At 31.0% G+C, this 20,535-nt stretch carries 25 protein-coding genes and 1 pseudogene; 2 read left to right on the forward strand and 24 right to left on the reverse strand.

Annotated elements, in window-relative coordinates; translation table 11 throughout:
• Window positions 1–118 precede the first annotated feature (118 nt).
• The 9 genes and pseudogenes from KTC92_RS03885 to bla all read right to left on the reverse strand — a co-directional run.
• A complete protein-coding gene (locus KTC92_RS03885) occupies window positions 119–1,012 on the reverse strand; it encodes a GNAT family N-acetyltransferase (RefSeq protein WP_216304011.1) in 894 nt (297 codons plus the stop codon).
• A 137-nt stretch (window positions 1,013–1,149) separates the two neighbouring features.
• Window positions 1,150–1,704: a CDP-alcohol phosphatidyltransferase family protein gene (locus tag KTC92_RS03890; protein WP_216304010.1), complete on the reverse strand. Its 555-nt coding sequence runs from the start codon at window positions 1,702–1,704 to the stop codon at window positions 1,150–1,152.
• 150 nt (window positions 1,705–1,854) lie between these two features.
• Window positions 1,855–2,367 (reverse strand): hypothetical protein, encoded by a 513-nt coding sequence (locus KTC92_RS03895; protein WP_216304009.1) that lies wholly within the window; start codon window positions 2,365–2,367, stop codon window positions 1,855–1,857.
• Window positions 2,368–2,625: 258 nt separating this feature from the next.
• Complete coding sequence (locus tag KTC92_RS03900; protein ID WP_220287148.1) at window positions 2,626–2,970, reverse strand: hypothetical protein; 345 nt, start codon at window positions 2,968–2,970, stop codon at window positions 2,626–2,628.
• A gap of 85 nt (window positions 2,971–3,055) precedes the next feature.
• Complete coding sequence (locus tag KTC92_RS03905; RefSeq protein WP_258280684.1) at window positions 3,056–3,244, reverse strand: hypothetical protein; 189 nt, start codon at window positions 3,242–3,244, stop codon at window positions 3,056–3,058.
• A 96-nt stretch (window positions 3,245–3,340) separates the two neighbouring features.
• Window positions 3,341–3,646, reverse strand: coding sequence for a hypothetical protein (locus KTC92_RS03910; RefSeq protein ID WP_258280685.1), 306 nt, complete (start codon window positions 3,644–3,646; stop codon window positions 3,341–3,343).
• Window positions 3,647–3,663: 17 nt separating this feature from the next.
• Window positions 3,664–4,029: a GNAT family N-acetyltransferase gene (locus KTC92_RS03915; RefSeq protein WP_220287168.1), complete on the reverse strand. Its 366-nt coding sequence runs from the start codon at window positions 4,027–4,029 to the stop codon at window positions 3,664–3,666.
• Window positions 4,026–4,343, reverse strand: coding sequence for a hypothetical protein (locus KTC92_RS03920; protein WP_216304006.1), 318 nt, complete (start codon window positions 4,341–4,343; stop codon window positions 4,026–4,028). Before KTC92_RS03920 ends, KTC92_RS03915 begins: the two co-directional genes overlap by 4 nt.
• Before the next feature lie 217 nt (window positions 4,344–4,560).
• Window positions 4,561–5,082: pseudogene (bla, locus tag KTC92_RS03925) on the reverse strand (class A beta-lactamase); the annotation flags it as partial.
• Between the two features lie 161 nt (window positions 5,083–5,243).
• Between bla and KTC92_RS03930 the strand changes: the two are divergent.
• The gene (locus KTC92_RS03930) at window positions 5,244–5,510 is read left to right on the forward strand and encodes a hypothetical protein (protein ID WP_216304005.1); all 267 of its coding nucleotides are present in this window, start codon (window positions 5,244–5,246) and stop codon (window positions 5,508–5,510) included.
• A 178-nt stretch (window positions 5,511–5,688) separates the two neighbouring features.
• Here KTC92_RS03930 and KTC92_RS03935 read toward each other — a convergent pair whose 3' ends face one another.
• The 6 genes from KTC92_RS03935 to KTC92_RS03960 form a co-directional block, all read right to left on the reverse strand.
• Window positions 5,689–5,841 carry a hypothetical protein gene (locus tag KTC92_RS03935; RefSeq protein WP_216304030.1) on the reverse strand — a complete coding sequence of 51 codons (153 nt, stop codon included), beginning with the start codon at window positions 5,839–5,841 and terminating at the stop codon, window positions 5,689–5,691.
• Between the two features lie 50 nt (window positions 5,842–5,891).
• Window positions 5,892–6,722: a phosphoenolpyruvate hydrolase family protein gene (locus KTC92_RS03940; RefSeq protein ID WP_216304004.1), complete on the reverse strand. Its 831-nt coding sequence runs from the start codon at window positions 6,720–6,722 to the stop codon at window positions 5,892–5,894.
• 105 nt (window positions 6,723–6,827) lie between these two features.
• Window positions 6,828–8,036 carry a Tm-1-like ATP-binding domain-containing protein gene (locus KTC92_RS03945; RefSeq protein WP_216304003.1) on the reverse strand — a complete coding sequence of 403 codons (1,209 nt, stop codon included), beginning with the start codon at window positions 8,034–8,036 and terminating at the stop codon, window positions 6,828–6,830.
• A gap of 84 nt (window positions 8,037–8,120) precedes the next feature.
• The gene (locus tag KTC92_RS03950; RefSeq protein ID WP_216304002.1) at window positions 8,121–9,314 is read right to left on the reverse strand and encodes a phosphoenolpyruvate hydrolase family protein; all 1,194 of its coding nucleotides are present in this window, start codon (window positions 9,312–9,314) and stop codon (window positions 8,121–8,123) included.
• A 265-nt stretch (window positions 9,315–9,579) separates the two neighbouring features.
• Window positions 9,580–9,759 carry a hypothetical protein gene (locus KTC92_RS03955; RefSeq protein ID WP_258280686.1) on the reverse strand — a complete coding sequence of 60 codons (180 nt, stop codon included), beginning with the start codon at window positions 9,757–9,759 and terminating at the stop codon, window positions 9,580–9,582.
• 23 nt (window positions 9,760–9,782) lie between these two features.
• Window positions 9,783–9,941 (reverse strand): helix-turn-helix domain-containing protein, encoded by a 159-nt coding sequence (locus KTC92_RS03960; protein WP_216304028.1) that lies wholly within the window; start codon window positions 9,939–9,941, stop codon window positions 9,783–9,785.
• A gap of 591 nt (window positions 9,942–10,532) precedes the next feature.
• Between KTC92_RS03960 and KTC92_RS03965 the strand changes: the two genes are divergently transcribed.
• A complete protein-coding gene (locus KTC92_RS03965) occupies window positions 10,533–12,026 on the forward strand; it encodes a multicopper oxidase domain-containing protein (RefSeq protein WP_220287142.1) in 1,494 nt (497 codons plus the stop codon).
• Window positions 12,027–12,257: 231 nt separating this feature from the next.
• On the opposite strand, the gene KTC92_RS18615 is transcribed toward KTC92_RS03965, so the two are convergent.
• From KTC92_RS18615 to KTC92_RS04005, 9 genes are all read right to left on the reverse strand, one after another.
• Window positions 12,258–12,377, reverse strand: a complete 120-nt coding sequence (locus tag KTC92_RS18615; RefSeq protein WP_369811884.1) for an IS3 family transposase — start codon at window positions 12,375–12,377, stop codon at window positions 12,258–12,260.
• 87 nt (window positions 12,378–12,464) lie between these two features.
• Window positions 12,465–14,321 (reverse strand): FtsX-like permease family protein, encoded by a 1,857-nt coding sequence (locus tag KTC92_RS03970; protein WP_220287140.1) that lies wholly within the window; start codon window positions 14,319–14,321, stop codon window positions 12,465–12,467.
• Window positions 14,321–15,067: an ABC transporter ATP-binding protein gene (locus tag KTC92_RS03975; protein WP_220287138.1), complete on the reverse strand. Its 747-nt coding sequence runs from the start codon at window positions 15,065–15,067 to the stop codon at window positions 14,321–14,323. Before KTC92_RS03975 ends, KTC92_RS03970 begins: the two co-directional genes overlap by 1 nt.
• 31 nt (window positions 15,068–15,098) lie before the next feature.
• A complete protein-coding gene (locus KTC92_RS03980; RefSeq protein WP_220287136.1) occupies window positions 15,099–15,947 on the reverse strand; it encodes an undecaprenyl-diphosphate phosphatase in 849 nt (282 codons plus the stop codon).
• Between the two features lie 178 nt (window positions 15,948–16,125).
• On the reverse strand, window positions 16,126–17,031 hold the full coding sequence (locus KTC92_RS03985; protein ID WP_220287134.1) for a sensor histidine kinase KdpD: 906 nt from the start codon (window positions 17,029–17,031) through the stop codon (window positions 16,126–16,128).
• A 41-nt stretch (window positions 17,032–17,072) separates the two neighbouring features.
• Window positions 17,073–17,813 carry an ABC transporter permease gene (locus tag KTC92_RS03990; protein WP_220287132.1) on the reverse strand — a complete coding sequence of 247 codons (741 nt, stop codon included), beginning with the start codon at window positions 17,811–17,813 and terminating at the stop codon, window positions 17,073–17,075.
• Entirely contained in the window at window positions 17,806–18,726 is a 921-nt protein-coding gene (locus tag KTC92_RS03995; RefSeq protein ID WP_216304184.1) for an ATP-binding cassette domain-containing protein, read from the reverse strand. The genes KTC92_RS03990 and KTC92_RS03995 overlap by 8 nt, the downstream gene beginning before the upstream one ends.
• Before the next feature lie 60 nt (window positions 18,727–18,786).
• On the reverse strand, window positions 18,787–19,512 hold the full coding sequence (locus KTC92_RS04000) for a response regulator transcription factor (protein ID WP_220287130.1): 726 nt from the start codon (window positions 19,510–19,512) through the stop codon (window positions 18,787–18,789).
• A gap of 37 nt (window positions 19,513–19,549) precedes the next feature.
• Window positions 19,550–20,530 carry a HAMP domain-containing sensor histidine kinase gene (locus tag KTC92_RS04005; RefSeq protein WP_220287129.1) on the reverse strand — a complete coding sequence of 327 codons (981 nt, stop codon included), beginning with the start codon at window positions 20,528–20,530 and terminating at the stop codon, window positions 19,550–19,552.
• Window positions 20,531–20,535: the final 5 nt, after the last annotated feature.

Genomic DNA, 20,535 nt, shown 5'->3' on the forward strand with positions numbered 1-20,535 from the left:
ATTAAGCGTCATAACTATAAAACCGAACAATTCAATGTTTGTGTTTATGATTAGTGTTTTACTTTCATAGCATTCCGATAGTAGTACATCTAAGAATATTTTTGCATAAATGCAATATTTACTTACTTATTTCATAGTAATCCATAGTATAAGTCTCTTCAAAGCCACAAGATTTATAAAGATTTAAAGCATTTTTGTTTTTTACAGACACTTGGAGCATAATATCCTTTGAGTTTTTCTCTTTCAATTTTTCTATTGATAAGAGTAAAATGTCTCTTCCATAACCATTCCCACGGTATTCTGGAAGCACACCAAATCCATAAATACCACCTACACCATCACATATTTCTAAACGAACTTTTCCTATGATTTTATTATTAATTTCTGCTATATAAGTAATTGCGCCACATTTTTCTTCTTCCTCAAACATACAAATATCCTCTTCTTTTAATTCCACATTTGAATATATATGATCCTGCACTGCAATTTCTTTTGCATCCTTATTTGTAGTTTTTCTTAAAACTACATCATGCGCTATTGTATTTTGTTTTAATTTATTTCTTAAAAACATCTCATATTCAGAGTTATCAAAGCTGGCACCTGTGGATTTAATAAATTCCTGTCCAGAACTAGAATTATTATCACTTAGCAAAAGCATTTTTGTTGCATCGCCTCTTCTCCATTCATCTTTAACTAAAGAAAATAACCTTTTAAATACACCCATTCTTCTATACCCGGGGTGCACCATACCATTTACTTCTAGTACAGCTCCCCCAAAGTTACATATACCAGCATAACCTATAAGCTCATCTCCATCATAATACATGAATTCATTAATTTTGCTTAAAGTATCAATTTTTCCTTCTGCCCTGCTTAGCTTATAATCAATCTCTAATTTTAGTTTTACTCTATCCATTTCTAAACAAATTCCTTGAAGAGCATATATATCTTCATAGTCATTTTTATTTAATCTTTCTCTTAATCTTATATAGGGACTTTTTATTTCACCCATAATCTATATCTAACCCCTTTTTATTATTTATTAGTAATAGTTAATACTATATATTTGCACCATCCTTTTCTCTTACAGTTGTTTATGACGAACCTTAAGAATTATTTGTCTTAACTGTTAATTGATATGGATAATGCTCATTTTAAGAATATACTTTTCTTATTTGCTTGCAATTCATTTGATAATAGATGAATGAATAATTCTTCAAAAGCAGCGGCACTTGCAACCATACAAATTATATACATCAGCACATCTGATTGGGAAAAAGCAAGTGATAGTGGGAATGCAAATAGCACAAGCCCTGTAATTTTATTCCCATAAGTATGAAGTATCCCAAATGTTTTATACTTTACAAACACCACTATCATTGACACTACTCTAACTATTCCGATGATAACTACCCAAACAATGATTTGAACTGTTGGATTTATAATTGAATTAATAATTGAATTAATAATTGGATATAGCACAATTGTCAGTATCACAACCATTATCAAATCTGCAACAGAGTCAAGTTTTTCACCCAATTTACTTGCGGTATCTGTTTTTCTTGCTATGTATCCATCAAAAACATCGCTAATTCCACAAACGAGATAGATTGCGAAGAACACTATACTTAATGGTTTTGCCACAAGCAATGTAATGGAAAAAAATATTCTCGCAATTGATATATAATTTGCTATTGTCTTCACTGCATCACCTCTTAAAATATAAATTAGCCTTACTTCCTATAAGAATACAAGTTGACATACCCCCATTATTCTTTCAAGAATTCTTGTAGTTGTTTATGCTGAACTTTATAAAAATCGGACTTAAAATGACCACACATTATGCTCATGCTCTTACCATATTAAATACTTTAAAATCACAAAACATATCCCTGAAATAACAATCGACCCAATTACTGATATTACACTTCCCTTTAAGAAACCGATAAAATGGAATTTATAATCTTTGTACGCTTTATTTCCCTCACTCCCAGGAAGTACAATAAACTTCGGCTGCCAAGTGCAAAAAATAAGCCAGTCCATCACGATTAAATCAAATATATTCCAACACAGGCAGACTATAAGTATATGGCAAAAGATTATCCAATAACTTACTTGATTTTCATGATATGTATATATGCCACTCCAAAATATAAAAGCTACAATTAAAAGCATCGTTATTGTTTCAAACATATATGCAGCTTTTTTGTTTGTAAATGGAGGAAGATTAATAACCTCCTGTAGTTCTTTCGGATAATCTTGTAGAAATAAATGAGGCCACTTTATTTCAATAAATGTAACCGTACTGCTCCACATAAGTGCCCAAATTAATCCATGTATCAATGCTGTTCCCAAATTCACTAACATACACATCCTTTCACCTTCACATAATATAAAAGCTGGAGGAAATTTTTTGTTTATGTAAAATATTGGCGAAGTCAACTTGACTCTTTTTTTATATAAATCTAAATCCTTACCTAAAAAACTTTCATTTTGTATTTTTATAATCGGGGAGTTAAGCTTATCTAAATTGCTTTTATATAAATATTAGGCTATGTTTAATCATAGTGTTGATAATATGCCAATTTTAAAGGAATCCATTTTAGGATTCCTTTAATCAATATTTTACAAATTCACGAATTGTTGTTTTTCAAGTTTATCAATTAAATACCCTAATAAACCACCGAAAATCAATGTCATTACCATAGTCCAAATTGCTCCTGTTAAATTAGATTCTATTACAAAAATAGTTGAGGGGATAAATATAAGTATAGAAATAATAATTCCTTTTATAACTCCATGGAATCCCAACTTTGTTGTTGAAATAAAGAAGCCCACTATAACCCAAGTCAAGAAAGTTGATATATTAGCATCCCAAGCTACCTTTTGCAATATCATCGGTAAAACATTTATAATTCCTACAATAGTGCCTAAAATAATACCCAAATATGTTTTATTAAAAATTTTCATAAACAACTACTCCTTTCAATTTATTAAATCATTATGTCTTTATTATATTATACAATAATTAAGTATATATTTCAAATATTTAACATTATTGCATATAAATCGCTTCCCTAATTTTAAAATCCTTTAACTTTGTATCAGAATGAGATGTATGTGATTGAACTAATAAATGTTTGCTTTTTTCAGTATCCTTCTCTGTTTTAAAGAACTCTAACCACTTAAACCAGTACATGTAATTAGCAAGATATTTTGTTGCAACACTATGAAACTGATACATCCACTCTTTTAATTTGCTATGGAACGCATTAATATGCTGTATATGATATATGCCTTCCTTGCGCTTACCACGTTTAATCTGTTGTAGTTCAACATTTTAATTTTGAGCAAATTTAATATGCCTCTTATGTGAATCAGTACACAGAATAGATTCATCCTCAATTCTGTCTTTAAAAAGCCTTTCTAAGTCTGTGTGCTTTATTCTAGCCTTACAAATTAGTTCTGTTATAATATTTCCAGTTCTATCAATAGCACAAATTACTACCTCTATTACCCTCAACCCCTCGCATATGAGCTTTTCGGGGCATGATAAAAGTCTTGCTTTTCTTGTGGTTACCTTTAAACGATTCTCTAAAAAAAGTTTGTCCACTTCAATTACACCACCGACATTACCCACACCCATGTAGACTCTGATAGCATCTAAAAATTATATCTCCAAAAGAATGATGTAGGTATGCTTATTCCAACTAGCTCTGCACATTTTCTTATAGAATAACCATTTGCCATACATTTTGAATATAGTATCCACTTCTTAATATCTTTTTTACTGTTATAACGTGGTGAGAGTGTAAAGTCGGTAAAGGTCTTTCGGCAGGACTTTTTTAAAGCATTTTTGTTTTTTACAGACACTTGAAGCATAATATTCTTTGAGTTTTTCTCTTTCAATTTTTCTATTGATGAGAGTAAAATGTCTCTCCCATAACCATTCCCACGGTGTTCTGGGAGCACACCAAATCCATAAATACCTCCTACACCATCACATATTTCTAAACGAACTTTTCCTATGTTTTATTATTAATTTCTGCTATATAAGTAATTGCGCCACATTTTTCTTCTTCCTCAAACATACAAATATCCTCTTCTTTGAATTCCACATTTGAATATATATAATCCTGCACTGCAATTTCTTTTGCATCTTTATTTGTAGTTTTTCTTAAAACTACATCACGCGCTATTGTATTTTGTTTTAATTTATTTCTTAAAAACATCTCATATTCAGAGTTATCAAAGCTGGCACCTGTGGATTTAATAAATTCCTGTCCAGAACTAGAATTATTATCACTTAAAGAATATACTTTTCTTATTTGCTTGCAATTCATTTGATAATAGATGAATGAATAATTCTTCAAAAGCAGCGGCACTTGCAACCATACAAATTATATACATCAGCACATCTGATTGGGAAAAAGCAAGTGATAGTGGGAATGCAAATAGCACAAGCCCTGTAATTTTATTCCCATAAGTATGAAGTATCCCAAATGTTTTATACTTTACAAACACCACTATCATTGACACTACCCTAAATATTCCGATGATAACTACCCAGCCCTCTGGTGCTCCTGCACGAATTAGTGTATTACCTGTTGCATTACATGTCATCCAATCAATAAGAATTTTTTTCTTATCGTCTGTTAATATATCTCCAGTTGTGTATGCTTGTAAATCAGTTGCCAATTGTCTTGGTGTGCTAGTGTCCCTAATATCTTCAGGTATGGCTTCGTTTAGATCTGGTTCTATACGTGTAGGTTGCGTAACGTTATCCCCTAATTGATTAAGTGCTGATTTAAAACCATTAGGTCCACCTATATGATCAAATAAAAGGTTTACAGCTGTATTATCACTAAACCGTAATGCTGCATTGCAAATTTCTTCAATGGTCATGCCTTTATCAATGTTATCTTTTGTAATTGGAGCATAAGAAAGAACATCTTCTTTGTTATATTTAACTACTTGTTTAAGCTGCTCTAATGAATCTTGTTTTAAAACAGCACCAGCGGCTAAAGCTTTGAATGTAGAACAGTAAGCAAACCTATCATCATGGGCAAAAATACCCAACTTACAGGTGCAGTGCAAAGTGAAAATCAAAACTCAGAGCTTAAATTAAATGCACCCGAGCTTCTTCTATAAATTCCTACTTATATTTTTCTATCATACAAACACATTTTGACTTCATTTGAATATATATAATAGGGTAACATAATAATTTTTGGAGGAACAATATGAATCAAATGTACAATATGGAAGAACCCATGATGCCGTGGAGGATGGCACCTGCACCTATGCCTAATATGCCAAACATGCCCAATATGCCCAATATTCCTATGCCCATTATGCCTATATCTAACAGTACTATGCCTATGACTATGCCTGAGCATATGCAAATGATGCACATGCATATCATGATGCAAATGTATATAACTATACAAATGAATACTATGAAAATGATGGATAAAATGAATAAGATTGAGAATATGGATAAGAAATAAATGCAGGAAAAATTAATAAGTATGTAGTAGTTAAAATTAGAAAAGCATGAGTCTTAAACTATACTTATGCTTTTCTAATTTTTGTTAACAGCCTAAACCCAATTAATTACAATAAATTAAACTACTATATTACGTAATAAAAAAGAAGCCAATTTTTAAGCTTCTTATTATTCCATATTTATTTTATTATTTTTCTTAATAATTCTTTTTCCTTAATAAAAAATTCTTCTTCTGTTATAATTCGTTCATCTAATAATTCTTTATATTTCATAATTTCATCTGTTACACTTTGTTGTTCCATTAAACTTTCCATAGGTTGTTTAATAAGCATCTTGCACCTCATAACCCTTTCTTTTCCCTTTAAAGTATAATCTTAATAATTTATTTTGCTATCGATTTAAATAATACTGTCTGTTCTTTAATACCTTTCTCAGCTGCAAATCTTTCAATACTTGATGCACCAAAGAAACCATCTATCCCTTCTGTTCTTTCAATTACGTATGTAGCATCTTCTGGTTCTGCAATCGGTCCACCGTGACAAATTACCATAATATCTGGATTAACTTCTCTACCCGCTTTAATAATAGCTTCAATCTTCTTAACACAATCATCTAATGTAAGAGCTGTTTTTGCTCCAATTGTACCTTTGGTAGTCAAACCCATATGTGCGACTAAGATATCTGCTCCTGCTGCTGCCATAGCTTTTGCTTGATCTGGATTAAATACATAAGGAGTCGTAAGCATGTCTAATTCATGTGCTGTTCTAATCATTTCTACTTCTAATCCATATCCCATACCTGTTTCCTCTAAATTTTGTCTGAATACGCCATCAATTAAACCTACTGTTGGGAAATTTTGAACTCCATTAAACCCTTGATCCTTTAGTTGTTTTAAATATATTTCCATAACTCTAAAAGGATCAGTACCACATACCCCCGCTAAAACGGGTGTATGTTTTACAACAGGTAATACTTCTGAACCCATCTCAACCACAATTTGATTTGCATCACCATAAGATAATAATCCTGCAAGTGATCCGCGGCCTGCCATTCTATATCTTCCAGAATTATATATAATTAGCATATCAGCTCCGCCAGCTTCGCTGCTTTTAGCAGTAATACCTGTACCCGCTCCTACTCCTAATAGTATCTTTCCATTTTTAACTTCATCCTTAAACTTTATAATAATTTCTTTTCTCGTCATTTTATTCATTTCCAAATCCTCCTTAAATAGTTTGAATTTTGGTCACTAGTTTTTCAATTTTGGGATTATTACCTAAAATCCTATTACTACACTAATATATCCGAACATTATATCCTACTTACTCATTAAATCTATTAATTTTTGTGCTGCTACTTCTGCAAATACTGCATTGTTAATCTCACAATCCATTTCAATTACTTCTACAATGTTTTTGTTCACACCATTTCTTAAGGTGTCAAATAGCATCTTATCTTCTTCTACACCATAGAACTCTTGACCTTCTACATCAATGCCCGATATGCCTCTTAGTGGTAAAAATAAAGCAGTTTTCTCTTTTGCCATATTTAATTTCTCAACAAGCTTTTTCCCGATTGCTTCATTTTCTGCTACATTTGTTCTCATAAGTGTCACTGTCGGATTGTGCTTATAAAAATTACGTCCCTCAAACTTTTTTGGTACTGTATCGTATGTCCCAAAGTTGCACATATCAAGTGCACCTACTGATACAACTTGTGGAACATGATTTTTACTTGCGGCTTCTAAACGATGTTCCCCTGCATTCAAAACTCCACCGATAACTTCATCTGCCCACTCTGTTGTTGTAAGATCTAAAACTCCTTCAATAAATCCAGCCTCAATAAGTGCTTCCATCGACTGTCCACCTATACCTGTTGCATGGAACACAAGCACTTCATATCCTCTATCCTCAAGATATTTTCTGGCTGCCGTTACACATGGAGTTGTTACGCCAAACATAGTTGCAGCAATTAATTTTTTTTTCTCTACCACTTTTATGTTTTCAAATTTAACCATACCTGCTATTGCAAATACTGCATTTGCAAAAATCTTAGTTGAAATTGAATTAAGCCCTGAAACATCTACTACAGATGGCATCATAACAATATCACTTGTTCCTACATATGGAGCAGTATTTCCCGATGCTACTGTCGATACCATAACTTTTGGCACCCCAATAGGAAGTGCCCTCATTGCTGGTGTTACTAGTGAAGTTCCTCCACTACCTCCAAGGGATATTATTCCATCAAATTTACCTTCTTTGTATAATTTAGGTGCTAATTTTTCCATACCTTTTGATAATATTTCTGTTGCTAATGCTCTGTCCTTTTTATCAACGAGAGTTTTAATGTCTACGCCTGCTATCTCTGCTACTTCATTGTTTGATACATCAGGTTTAAATGTTGGCTTAAACACTCCTGTGTGAATCGTAAAAGTACTTAACCCCAAACCTTCAATCAATTCTTTTACATATAAATACTCATCACCTTTAGTATCAAATGTTCCTGCAATTGCAATTGTTTTCAATTTTTAACCCCCTATACAACTCTAAATTAATCATACTGCCATAGCTTCTTACCGTAAACGCTTTTATGTCTTATGTTTTTGTGCTTATGTATTATTTTTAGCTTTATATTGTTTGGGAGACAATCCCTTGTACTTTTTAAACATTTTGCTAAATTGTGAATAATCATGATAACCAACTAATGATGCTAACTCTGATAACTGGATATTTTCTCTTTCTAAAATTTCTACTGCTTTATTTATACGGAATTTAACTATATACTGTGGAAAACTGCAACCAATTTTCTTTTTGAATAGACTGCTTAAATAACTCCTAGATACATGCGCTACTGTAGCTAAATCTAAAAACGAAATATCATTCATATAATTTTCAGAAACGTATTCCTGCACAAATCCAACATAATCATAGTGTTTTGAAACTCCATCCAACATCTTAATCATTAAATCTTCTTCATTCAGCTGCCCTGCTATTTTGAAGGCTTTTGTTATATTTGTAATCGCCTTTTCTGATGGAATCCTCTCAAATGCAGACCCACCTATATATCCCATTAAGCTTTTATTACTACTATACATATACTGAATATCAATTGGTGTCTTTACAGGGCCACCATAAACCAACTTAATTACTTCTGGCTTTAATTCATTACATTTATTAAATATCTTGTCCACTTTAACCTTTGCAGCTTCCAGAGAGAATACTTTTTTTGCCCCTAATAACCCGCCTCCCGTTAATCCTAAATGTGCACAAATTATATCAGCTCCAGCATCAATCATCTGAGCTGTTTGTACCTCGTCAAACACAAATGCAACTGTAAACATATCTTTTTCATGGGCTATTCTTATTGCTTGTACTTCAATTAGATAATGCTGTCCATTGTCTTTAAGAGCCTCGCTAAATTGACCGTCAATTAGTCCAACTGTCGGGTAATTATTAATACCAGAAAAACCCATGCCCCTTATTTCATCTATGTAACTATTTATGTTTTTTGTAGGGTCTGTTGCATTAAGGCCAAAAATAATAGGTATGTCAGTTACCAAAGGCATTATTTCTTTAGAAGCAAAGTCCATTACCATATCATTGCTATTACAAAACGGTAAAAAACCTGCTAGTGAGCCCCTCCCCATTTGGCGAAACCTACCTGAATTTAACATCAAAAGAAAATCAGCCCCACCCTGTTTGGCATACGTTGCTGTTATTCCTGCACCTGCAGCTACCCCAATAATATGATTACCCATTTTTATTTGTAATTTTAAATTTTCTAGTATTTTTTCTCTTTTCATGCTTTCTAAGCCCCTTATTTTATTCATAATTCATTTCTTTGCTCATATTTTCTCTTCCAATATAATCCTCGCAGTCCTCAACCTTATTCTATCTTCATTATACTGCAAATTTTATCATTTTATCTTTATTCTACCTAAAATATCTTTTTTTACTTTTATCCATATTTAACGACATTTCAAAAGGTGATGATTTAACTAAAATTCTTCCCTCTAAATCACTTTGCTATCTTTTCTTATTATGGCATATATATTTTTTTTATTAGCATCAAACATCACACCACATTTCAAGTTTCTTACTCATTTGCCTAAATTGAAAATTAAGCCTAGATAAAACACCCTGATCATAATCCACCATGTTGAAAGAATAATTCCCCTTCATTATTTCATCTACCTCTAAAGAAAAGCTGTCTAGTTTTCGAACAAAATATTTTATTATGTACCACAAAAAAGCGATGCCAATCACAGCTATTACTGTAAGCTTCTTATATTTACAGCTATAGTATTTGGGTCTATAAAATCCCCATCAATATTCCACAATTCATTTAAAAGCTGCTCCTTTGCTAGAAATTGCTTAGGATTAATAATTAAATATTTGAATAATTTCAGTTCTGTATTACTTAAAAATATCTCCTCTTGATTTTTTTATATCTTCATGTCCTTAAGAGAAAAAACTATACCTTGAGACATAATCTTTTCTTCTCCTTTTTTCACACAATTCTTTCTAATGAGAGCATTACCTCAAGGTGATAAAAATTGAAAATATTATTAGCATATATTAGCTAATGTAACATCTTTGAGAACAATATTAAAATAACACGAGTATATTTAATATTCCCCTGGATTTATCGTTATTTTAATAATATTTTCTTAACGTGGTAAATTTACGCTTAGCGGTTACTACACCTTTTTCAGTAAGAATGGAAACAGATGATATAGAAAAACTCATAGAATTCATTCAAGAAAAGGGTAAGAGTAGTAAAGAGTTTAATCCTAGCGGTGAAGTAAAGCATTTTGATCAAGAAATGTAACTTTAGATACTAGATTAAGTATAATATATTCACTTGAATTTAGAATCAATTCTATTATATTTGTCATATTATGAACTAAAGATGCAGTTATATATTTGAAATTATATCTTTCAAAGAGCTGGATCTGTATACAAACTACTATATTTCTTTCAATATTGATCAAAAATAAATAAACAGGAGTGATAAGAAAATGAGTGTTAGACATTATGTGCTTGTTGCCACTGATGGGTTTATAGAACTTCCTACTTCTCCAGACCTACCGCCAGTAGGAACTGAGCGTAGAAAAGTGTATGTATTTGGTTTTGTTGGTGGGCTGTTAAGTGTTAATGGTAAAGTAGTAAATGAAGACCTTGATTGGACAAAGCCCTCTAATTGGCCAAAATTTAAAGCCTTGATAGGAACTGCTACCATACCTTCACCAATGATCTGGGGGGAAATGGGCGATAGAGTTTATATAACCTTGATAAATTTAGGCATGCCTACCGCAGGTATTATGGATAATCACACTGTGCATATGCACGGTGCCCATGTAGCGACTCAGCTGGATGGCTTCCCGGAATCATCCTTTGGAGTTCCTATGTGGATGGATTTTGATAAAGCCCCATCCGTGGCAACTTATCTTTTTGATACGGAACATCCCGGAACCTATATGTATCACTGTCATGTTGAGGCATCTGAGCATGTTCAGATGGGTATGTACGGAGCCCTGGTTGTCTATCCGTCCATGAAAAGTCTTAAATTGGTAGGTATAAGTAAATTATGTAATGGCGGCTGGGTATACAAAGGAAAACTACAACACCATATTTCTAAAACTGCTACAAATAGAAATTTTGCATACAATGATATACGTTCTTATTTTGACAAGGAATATATCATGTTACTTTCTGATATAGATACCAGATGGCATGATAGTGTTCAAACCGGTGGTAATTTTAATCCTGTGGATTTTAAACCTGACTTTTGGCTTGTAAATGGTCGTGCCTTCCCGGACACCTTACTTCCACATCCCTTAACTCCTTCTCCAGGCAGTAATAAAGATGTATCTCAGATTAACTACGAATCCTATGTGCATGTGAAAACAGGAGAAATGTTCCTGCTTAGAATGATTAATATGGGCTATCAGGTCGTACCATGGCATATACACGGATGGCATTTTGCAGTAATAGGTAAGGATGCTAATCCAAGCCCATTCTTAAAGATGTCTGAAACACTAGTTTTACAAGGACATGAGGGCCTTGAAAGAGGCTTTACAGCTACAATAGGTTCAGGAGAAACGTTTGACCTATTGATAGAAGCCGAAGATAAACGTCCACAATATAGAAACTATATTGTAAATGGACAAGATTGTATACCCTCTTTGTGTAAGCAAATGCATGAAATAAATAATATAGACCCAAATGCAATAGCTAATATTCCAACTGAACCAGTCAACATCAATAATATAAATACAGTCAATTATGTAGATATCTGCGATGAACCTTCAGCTGTTAATGACAACTTTTTCCCTCAATTTTATCCTATGCACAATCATGATGATTATAAAGTTACTAACAATGGAGTGTATCCAGGAGGACAATTGACCTACATTCAAACTGATGCTCCTGAGTCAAAGCGTGAAAAAAAGCATAATCACGTTACTTGTCCTGAAGATGGGTGTGATCCTTGGTGTGAAAAAGAAAATTAGTATAAATGTAGTTGAGGTAAGGCCTTTCTGTAAAAGGCAGTGACTTCTTATTTATACTCCTTCATAGCAAAAGCACCATAAAATCCATTCCTGAATAATACGGTGTTTTCATGCTCTGCTGTGTTTTTTAATGTAATACAAAAGTTGAACTGATCCCTATAAAATAGACAGTGGAAATAATAAAAACTAATCAAGCGGCCTGACCCCTAAATTTCAAAGGGCTAAGGCCGTTTAATCTTTTTGTAAACGCTTGGTATTGCAGAATATAATATATTCATCAATTGCATTAGACAGATCTTCATATGTATTATATTTGTGTAAATAGTACTCTTCACACTTGAGATGTAACACCAGTAATTGTAACCTCTCTATTTTTTTCTTATTATCAGCAAACAACAAATGTGCGCTATATTACGAGATAATTCAATTAAAATAAAATTACACTAAGCTTTTTTTAATCTCTAATAAATAGTTTTTTCTTATAACAAGGAAATATATGATTTGGACAATCAACATAATTCCTACAACCTGTAATGCTGGTACAGTTATCTCAAATCCAAAAGCGGATTTTAATGAACACATGGCAAAGAAAAAATGTACAACAGCAATTATATATGGAAGTAAAAATAATGCCCCTATCTCAATATTTAACACCTTCTTTATTTCACTATAAGTTAATCCTATTTTATTCAATTGTTTATACTTCTTTTTATCCTCTATAAGATCCATGTAACACTTGTTATATAAGAAACTTGCGGTTGTTACAAAAAATATAAGTCCTATAAATATTGCGCTAAACAAAATTACCCCATAGTTTATTTTAGTTCTTTCCAATATATATGCTTTCAGAAAATTATTATAATATTTATCACCTTTATCATCGCCAAACTTATTATAACAATTATTACCTATACTTAATGTATCCTTATAATTATTTACATTAAGTGCTCCAAAGTAACACTTAGACCCCTTCATTTTTTCATATACATCATCTTTAACCACATATACCTTTTCATAAATTGCTGGGATTACTCCTTCATCACCGCTACTAACAACCTTTAATTCCTTATTTTCTAAAGTAACATTTTCTCTTTCATCTTTAGCTAAAGCTTCGACTATTCTGGTCTCATTTTCTTTTAAAATAATAGTATTTAAAGATAATTCTACTGCTAATTTGTTATAAATTTCTTCTTTAATTATAGTTACTTCATCTTTGCCACCATCAGGTATAACAAACTTCATTTCGCCATTAACCTTAGTATAATCTATCTCTTCATTTTTCAATGAATCTTCTATAAAATCGACTTTATAATCAATTTTAGTTTTATTATTATAAGTATCAACACAGAAAAATGCTTGTGGAAAATTTTTATTTACCTCGTTTTCTTTATCTCTCCAATAGGCATATACTGATCCTATTGATGAAAGGGCAACGGTTGAAGTTATTGTAATTAAGAAAAGCATTCTTGTATTATCCTTAATTCTATATAATAAATCTGATACCCATAGCACTGTAGTTTTTTTCATATAAAAATTTCTATTTTTTTTAAGTAACTTAAATAAAAATACACTTAACTGAGAAAATAATAAGTATGTTGCTGTGACCACCATTATTGTTACAGGTATTATTCTATAGATTATTGTCTTTTCCGTCGATGTAATTGATAAATAATATCCTATTGTAAGTAATAATATGCATATAATCGAGAGAATAGCCGATGATTTTGGTTCTGATTTGGGTTTTTTAGTTCCTTTAAGTAATCTTAAAACCATATCTTCTTTTATAATAAAGCAGCAAAATATTGGAATTACTATTCCTACCATTACAAATGCAATTAAGGTAATAATCATAGCTTTAACTGGAATATAAAATCCTAGAGCATTAAATCCTAATAACTTTCCACTAGCTGCTAAAAGTATTTTCGAAAATACTATTCCGACTATTATCCCTACTACTCCCGATACTGAACTAATTATTATATTTTCAATGCTTATCATCCTCTGTATTTGTTTTTTTGATGCACCTATGATATAAAGTATTCCAAATTCTTTATATCTACTTTTTAAAAAGACGCTTACTGAGTAAAATACAAAGAAACATAAAAACAAGTATGCAATTACGGCTGTAACATAAAGTGTATTTCTTAGCTGATTAGGCACCATAAAGTCAGGATGAACTATTATCATAGTAAAAGAGAATAGTAAGGTCGCTGATATGCTACTACTTAAAAAGTAAGCGAAATACGCTTTTATATTTCTATACACATTTTTAGTGGCAAACTCTCTAAAATTCATTAGTTTCCCCCTCCCATTAGTGCAAGCACATCAATAATTTCTTGATAAAACTGTTTTCTGCTATCTCCCTTATAAATTTCATTATATATAGTTCCATCTTTTATAAATAGAATTCTATTACAATAACTTGCTGAAAATGCATCGTGAGTTACCATCATTGTAGTTACTTTTTCATCTTTATTTATTTTTTCAAATAATTCCATTACATTTTTAGCAGCTTTTGAATCCAAGTTACCAGTTGGCTCATCAGCGAGTATCAGCGTAGGATTATGTATTAATGCCCTTGCAATAGATGTCCTTTGAGCTTCTCCACCTGATATTTCAAAAGTTCTCTTGTTAATTAGTTTTTCTATTACAAGTATCTTTGATATTCTATTAAGTTCCGCATCCTGGTTTTTTACTGGTACACCATCTAATGTAAGTGGAAGCACTATATTTTCACCAATAGTTAAAGTATCTAGCAAATTGAAATCTTGAAATACAAATCCTAATTCTCTCCTTCTAAATAAGGCCAGATCATCACCCTTAAGCGTTAAAGGATTTATATCTTTTATTCTTATCTCTCCGGAGGTTGGCTTATCTACTGTTGAAATCATATTTAACAGTGTTGTCTTACCACTTCCTGACGGCCCCATTATCCCTACAAATTCACCTTCTTCTATTGTGAAACTTATATTATCCAATGCACTGAATGTTATTTTATTACCATATACCTTGCTTAAATTCTTTACAGCTAAAATATCCATATTACTTACTCCTCCTATTATGTTAAAATGATTATGTTAAGATGATAATCTTAGTTAATACTAATACTCCAAGTAAAATCCCTACTACTATTCTATATACTGCAAATACTTTCATTGGCTTCTTTTTTAAATAATCAACAAATTTTTTCATAACAATTAAGGACACCATGAAAGCCACAACAAATCCAGCTATTAATGAAATCCATAATGTTTTCGTCATTATAGAATAATCAAATTCAAATAAGTCCTTACCTGTTGCCCCTATCATAGCTGGAATCGCTATGAAAAACGAAAATTCTGCAGCTATCGGTGTTGATAATCCTGCAATCCATCCACCCATAATTGTAGATGCACTTCTTGACATTCCTGGCCACACACAAAGAAGTTGTAATATACCAATTTTTAATGATTGTACAGGGGTTATGCTATCTATACTATCTACCTTATGCTTCTTTCCTACGAAACTCTTTTCGACTATCAGTAATAATAATCCACCAACTATAAATCCTACTATGACAGCTTCGGGTATAAATTTCGATTTTATTTTATCGTAAAATGTTACTCCTACAATAGCCATGGGAATAGAAGCTGCAACAACATTAATCCCAAATCTAAATCCCTTTTCCCCCTCTCTTCCTTTAGTAAATATAAACTTAAAAAATTCTATTATACTTTCTTTGATTTTCTTCCAATACAAAACAACAACTGCCATTATTGCCCCAAGTTGAATTACAACTACAAACATCTCTACGAATTTTCCTTCAAACCCAATTGCCCATCCAATTAATATCATGTGCCCTGTAGAAGATACTGGGATAAACTCAGTTAGGCCCTCTACTATTGCTATTATGATTGCCTTTAATAAAAATATTATATCCATGCGTTATCACTCCTTACAAACTAATTATTACTTTATATATAGTTTATAATAAAAATGTATAAGGTACTATCTGCAAAGCTTACAGGAATGTGACATGGTTGTAAGCTTTGCAATTATTAGTTGTTACAGCTCTTCAGGAGATGATTTAACAGCCTAAAAAAAAGTATATAAAATAATACTATTTTATATACTTCCATTCACATATTATAGAAATCCTATTTCCTTCAAGTTTTGATATTATAACTCCATTCATCTTTTCCATTAAACTTTTTACAATAGCTAGCCCAAGTCCTACACCATTCCCAGTTCTCACTTTGTCTGCCATATAGAATCTATCAAATATATGTAATACATCTTTTTCATCAATGCCTGTACATATATTTGAAATTTTAAAAATAACTTTAGCATCACATTCTTCTAATTTTATTTCAATAACTTTCTCAGCATATTTTAATGTATTAGATAGCAAATTATCTATTATTCTCTCTAGACTATCCTTATCCCCCATTATAAAAATTGGCTTATCCGGAATGCATATTTTGGGCTCTATCCCTTTTCTCTCAAAAGATTCATAAAGTGATAAAATTTCGTCTCGTACTATATTAGTTAAATTTATTTTTACCATCTCTAACTCATAATCTTCAGTCTCTATTGAAGCTAACTCAAAAAAATCATTTATAAGAACATTTAATTTGTTAGTTTTATTTTCAATTATCTCTAATGCCTCTTCTTTATCTATGGTATTTTGTTTAAGAAGTTTTAAATATCCTATTATTGATGTTAAGGGGGTCCTTAAATCATGAGACATATTAGCTATGCCTTGTTTTAATGTATTTTCAAACATTACTTTTTCTTGTTCATTTCTTCTGTAAAGTTCTAAATATTCATTAATTTCAAAAGCTAAATTTTCTATATATTTATCAGCTATTTCAGTATTAACTTTTTTATTGGTTTCTCGCACTCTAAAATTTCTGATTTGCTTAGTTATAGCTCCTATTTCTCTTTTATATAAATGTAACTTAATAATTGCTACTGCCAAAATTAATATTAGAAAAATAATCATTAAAATAATAGCTAAATACATTTCATTTCTCCTACTCATATAATAAAATTTTTACTTATCTTTTACTTAATATCTTCACGCCGTACATATAACATACTCCCTCCAATTGTTATAATAAAAGTTAAAAGTGATGAAATTATCCCAAATATAATCTCTTCTTTAGGTGCAAATCTCGATATTGCCACTCGCCCAGCAACATAAGGAAGTATATATGCACTTATGTTGCTTGGCAATTGAAAACTCAGAAAGAATATAACTGGTGAAACAAATGTACAAAGAGCACTCTTTGTTATCATAGCAATCATAGCAATTATACATATTGTGACTGCACTATACATTATTCCAATAATAATTACTCTGGTTAAGTATAAAATAGCACTTAAATTTAAGACTTCACAAAATCCATGATTTATTGAAACATATATAACTAAAATTGTTGTATAAATTATTTCTAAAAATAAACAAGCCATTATAAATACTATTAATTTACTTAATATAACCTTACTTCTCGTATATCCATAACTGAAACTTTTACTTATATTATTATTCTTAAAATCCTTAGCAATAAATTCTCCGCCTAATAATGCAAATATAAAACTAGTATATATAATATACTCGAATGCGTATTCTATTGAATATGCTCCATTCATAAGAAAATTAGGATGTACTTTCTGCAGTCGTTGTATATCCTTATCCCATACAGTAATTAAAAAAAATGAAGCCACTATTGCCATAAATATCATTCCAACAAAATATCTACTTTTCCTTAATTTATAAAATTCTCCTCTAATTAGATTACTCATTATCTTCTCCTCCAACTAACTTAGTAAAATAATCCTCCAGTGATTCACCCATTTGCATTATTTCTTTAACGCCTATGTTATGTTTAGATAGAGCAATAGTAATCTTTTCTCCGTCAAATTCATCATATATTCTTATGATATTATTTGGAAAAACTTCAAAGTCTTTTATCCCAATCTCATTTTCTAAAATAACTGAAACATCCGAAGTATAATTTACTTTCAAATGAAGATAAGTTCTACATTTGTTTGAAAGTTCACAAGACGTCATTTCTTCAATTAATTTCCCATCATTTATAAAACCATATCTATTGGAAATATGAGTAAGTTCAGATAACATATGACTTGATATTAAAATAGTTGTTCCTCTTTCTTTGTTTAATTTAATTAAAAGCTCTCTTATTTCTTTTATTCCAATTGGATCTAGCCCATTCATAGGTTCATCTAAAACCAAAAATTCTGGCTCACTTAATAATGCCATAGCAATTCCCAGTCTTTGTTTCATTCCTAGCGAGAAATTCTTAGTTTTCTTTTTCGCGACATCCTTAAGTCCTACTAAATTTAAAGTCTCATTAATACATTTGTTTCCTGGAACTCCTCTTTGAATTTTGACAAGTTCAAGATTTTCATACGCCGTCATGTTAAGATAAAGAGCTGGTGATTCTATTAATGTACCAATTCTACTTCTTTCCTTAATAATCTCTTTCTCCTCACTATGTCCAAATAGTTCAACTTGTCCAGCATTAGGTATAACAAGACCTGTAAGCACTCTAATCATAGTTGTTTTTCCGGCACCATTTTTCCCTATAACTCCATATATATCACCTTTTTTTATCTTTATGGACAAATCATCTAAAACTTTGCGACTACCATATGTTTTTGTAATGTTACTAGCTATAATTACATACTCACTCATTTTATTACCTCCTTATGAATCATTCTTTTATCATAACTAATGTTTCATAAGAAAACTTTACTAAAGTCTTTCAAAAGTCTTAATTCTTCTTAATTTATACCCCATTGCCCAAATTGTTTCTATGTAATCTTCACTATCATTTGCAATAAACAGCTTATTTCTTAGTCTACTCACATGTACATTTACAGTATTATCATCGCCCAAAAATTCTTCTCCCCATATACTTTCGAAAATATTAGATTTACTGTACACCTTATTGGGATTTGTTAATAACAGTTCTAGTAATGCAAATTCTTTTGCAGTTAGCGTAAGTATAGTTTGTCCCACTTTTACTTCTTTACTTTCTGTATTTAAACTAATATCTTTATAACTCAAAATATTATCTCTATTTTTCTTTCCCTCATCCTTAAAAAATTCTAGATATCTTCTCAAATTACAATTAACTCTTGCAACAACTTCATCTGGATCAAATGGCTTACAAATAAAATCATCTGCTCCACTTTCTAATAATTCTATCTTAGTTTTTTTAGATGTTTTTGCACTTACTACAATTATTGGTGCTTTTGTTATTTCTCTAATTTTTAATATAGCTTCTTCTCCACTAATCCCTGGGATCATCAAATCTAATAAAATCATATCCCACCGTTCATTTTCTACACACATTAAAGCTTCTGTCCCTGAAAAAGCTGCTCTAACTCTATAACCCTTATTTTCAAGAATACTACAAAGTAATTTATTAATTTCATTTTCATCTTCAACTACTAAAATCTTAGCTCTTTTATCCATATTCCACCCCATTATAATCTATATATAAAGCTATTTTTCATTTTGTAAATCTTATTGTAACCACTGTTCCTTCATGCACAGTGGATTCTATCTCTATTGCATGGCCTAAATTTACACATACCTCTTTGGCTATATATAATCCAATACCAGTTGATTCTCCATATCTACGCCCATTCTCTCCAGTAAAGAATAGGTCAAATACCCTTTTAATATCTTTCCTTGGGATTCCTATTCCCTCATCAATAACACTTAATTTAATTTTTTTTTCTTCTTCCCATGCTTTTATAATCAATTCTTTTCCCATGCCTTTTGAATACTTCACACCATTAATAATAAGTTGATCTAATACAAACTTTATCCACTTTACATCACTGTATACTTCAATATCTTCATCTATTTCTACTCTAGGAATTATTCTGTTTTTTATGAAAATCTTCTTTTCTTCATTTACTGTATCAATAACTAACTTCTTCAAAGAAATTCGCTCTGCTACAAAATCTTTTTGGAAAGAATCTATTCTTGCAAAATGCATTGCCATATTTAAACCTTTATTTAATTTATTAACCTCTTCTTCTATACTTCGCGCCTTTTCTTCTCCTGCGTATTCTTGAAGGAGAAGTTGTATTACAGAAAGAGGTGTCTTCATTTGATGTACCCACTGATTTATAAAAGTTAAATGCTCATTATGATTTTTGTTACACTTTTGTATTTCAGCTTCATATAAATTATGTTGCTTCTTTAATATTTCAGAAATATTTTGACTCAAATCCGAACTATCAAGTTCCAAAAAAGCATCATTCAAACAATTTAATCCATTTCTTAATAATTTGTATAACTGTCTATTTTGATAATACCTAAAAGCTAAGAAGCATACCAGAATAAATGTATTAAATACAAGTATATAAATGATTTCACCAAACTCTATGAACCCCATAATATTACAATACATAACTGTAAGAGCTAAACTTAATAAATATATAAAAACATAACCTCTATTATCCTTTAAAAATAATTTCATATCAT

The sequence above is a fragment of the Clostridium sp. CM027 genome, from assembly GCF_024730565.1.
Taxonomy (GTDB): Bacteria; Bacillota; Clostridia; order Clostridiales; family Clostridiaceae; genus Clostridium_AD; species Clostridium_AD estertheticum_B.

Excerpts from the sequence above, each read along its gene's own strand:
- KTC92_RS03885 (WP_216304011.1), bottom strand. The coding sequence starts at position 1,012 with ATGGGTGAAATAAAAAGTCCCTATATAAGATTAAGAGAAAGATTAAAT.
- KTC92_RS03895 (WP_216304009.1), bottom strand. The coding sequence starts at position 2,367 with ATGTTAGTGAATTTGGGAACAGCATTGATACATGGATTAATTTGGGCA.
- KTC92_RS03900 (WP_220287148.1), bottom strand. The coding sequence starts at position 2,970 with ATGAAAATTTTTAATAAAACATATTTGGGTATTATTTTAGGCACTATT.
- KTC92_RS03905 (WP_258280684.1), bottom strand. The coding sequence starts at position 3,244 with ATGTATCAGTTTCATAGTGTTGCAACAAAATATCTTGCTAATTACATG.
- KTC92_RS03910 (WP_258280685.1), bottom strand. The coding sequence starts at position 3,646 with ATGGGTGTGGGTAATGTCGGTGGTGTAATTGAAGTGGACAAACTTTTT.
- KTC92_RS03920 (WP_216304006.1), bottom strand. The coding sequence starts at position 4,343 with ATGAATTGCAAGCAAATAAGAAAAGTATATTCTTTAAGTGATAATAAT.
- KTC92_RS03930 (WP_216304005.1), top strand. The coding sequence starts at position 5,244 with ATGAATCAAATGTACAATATGGAAGAACCCATGATGCCGTGGAGGATG.
- KTC92_RS03935 (WP_216304030.1), bottom strand. The coding sequence starts at position 5,841 with ATGCTTATTAAACAACCTATGGAAAGTTTAATGGAACAACAAAGTGTA.
- KTC92_RS03940 (WP_216304004.1), bottom strand. The coding sequence starts at position 6,722 with ATGAATAAAATGACGAGAAAAGAAATTATTATAAAGTTTAAGGATGAA.
- KTC92_RS03950 (WP_216304002.1), bottom strand. The coding sequence starts at position 9,314 with ATGAAAAGAGAAAAAATACTAGAAAATTTAAAATTACAAATAAAAATG.
- KTC92_RS03965 (WP_220287142.1), top strand. The coding sequence starts at position 10,533 with ATGAGTGTTAGACATTATGTGCTTGTTGCCACTGATGGGTTTATAGAA.
- KTC92_RS03970 (WP_220287140.1), bottom strand. The coding sequence starts at position 14,321 with ATGAATTTTAGAGAGTTTGCCACTAAAAATGTGTATAGAAATATAAAA.
- KTC92_RS03975 (WP_220287138.1), bottom strand. The coding sequence starts at position 15,067 with ATGGATATTTTAGCTGTAAAGAATTTAAGCAAGGTATATGGTAATAAA.
- KTC92_RS03980 (WP_220287136.1), bottom strand. The coding sequence starts at position 15,947 with ATGGATATAATATTTTTATTAAAGGCAATCATAATAGCAATAGTAGAG.
- KTC92_RS03985 (WP_220287134.1), bottom strand. The coding sequence starts at position 17,031 with ATGTATTTAGCTATTATTTTAATGATTATTTTTCTAATATTAATTTTG.
- KTC92_RS03990 (WP_220287132.1), bottom strand. The coding sequence starts at position 17,813 with ATGAGTAATCTAATTAGAGGAGAATTTTATAAATTAAGGAAAAGTAGA.
- KTC92_RS03995 (WP_216304184.1), bottom strand. The coding sequence starts at position 18,726 with ATGAGTGAGTATGTAATTATAGCTAGTAACATTACAAAAACATATGGT.
- KTC92_RS04000 (WP_220287130.1), bottom strand. The coding sequence starts at position 19,512 with ATGGATAAAAGAGCTAAGATTTTAGTAGTTGAAGATGAAAATGAAATT.
- KTC92_RS04005 (WP_220287129.1), bottom strand. The coding sequence starts at position 20,530 with ATGAAATTATTTTTAAAGGATAATAGAGGTTATGTTTTTATATATTTA.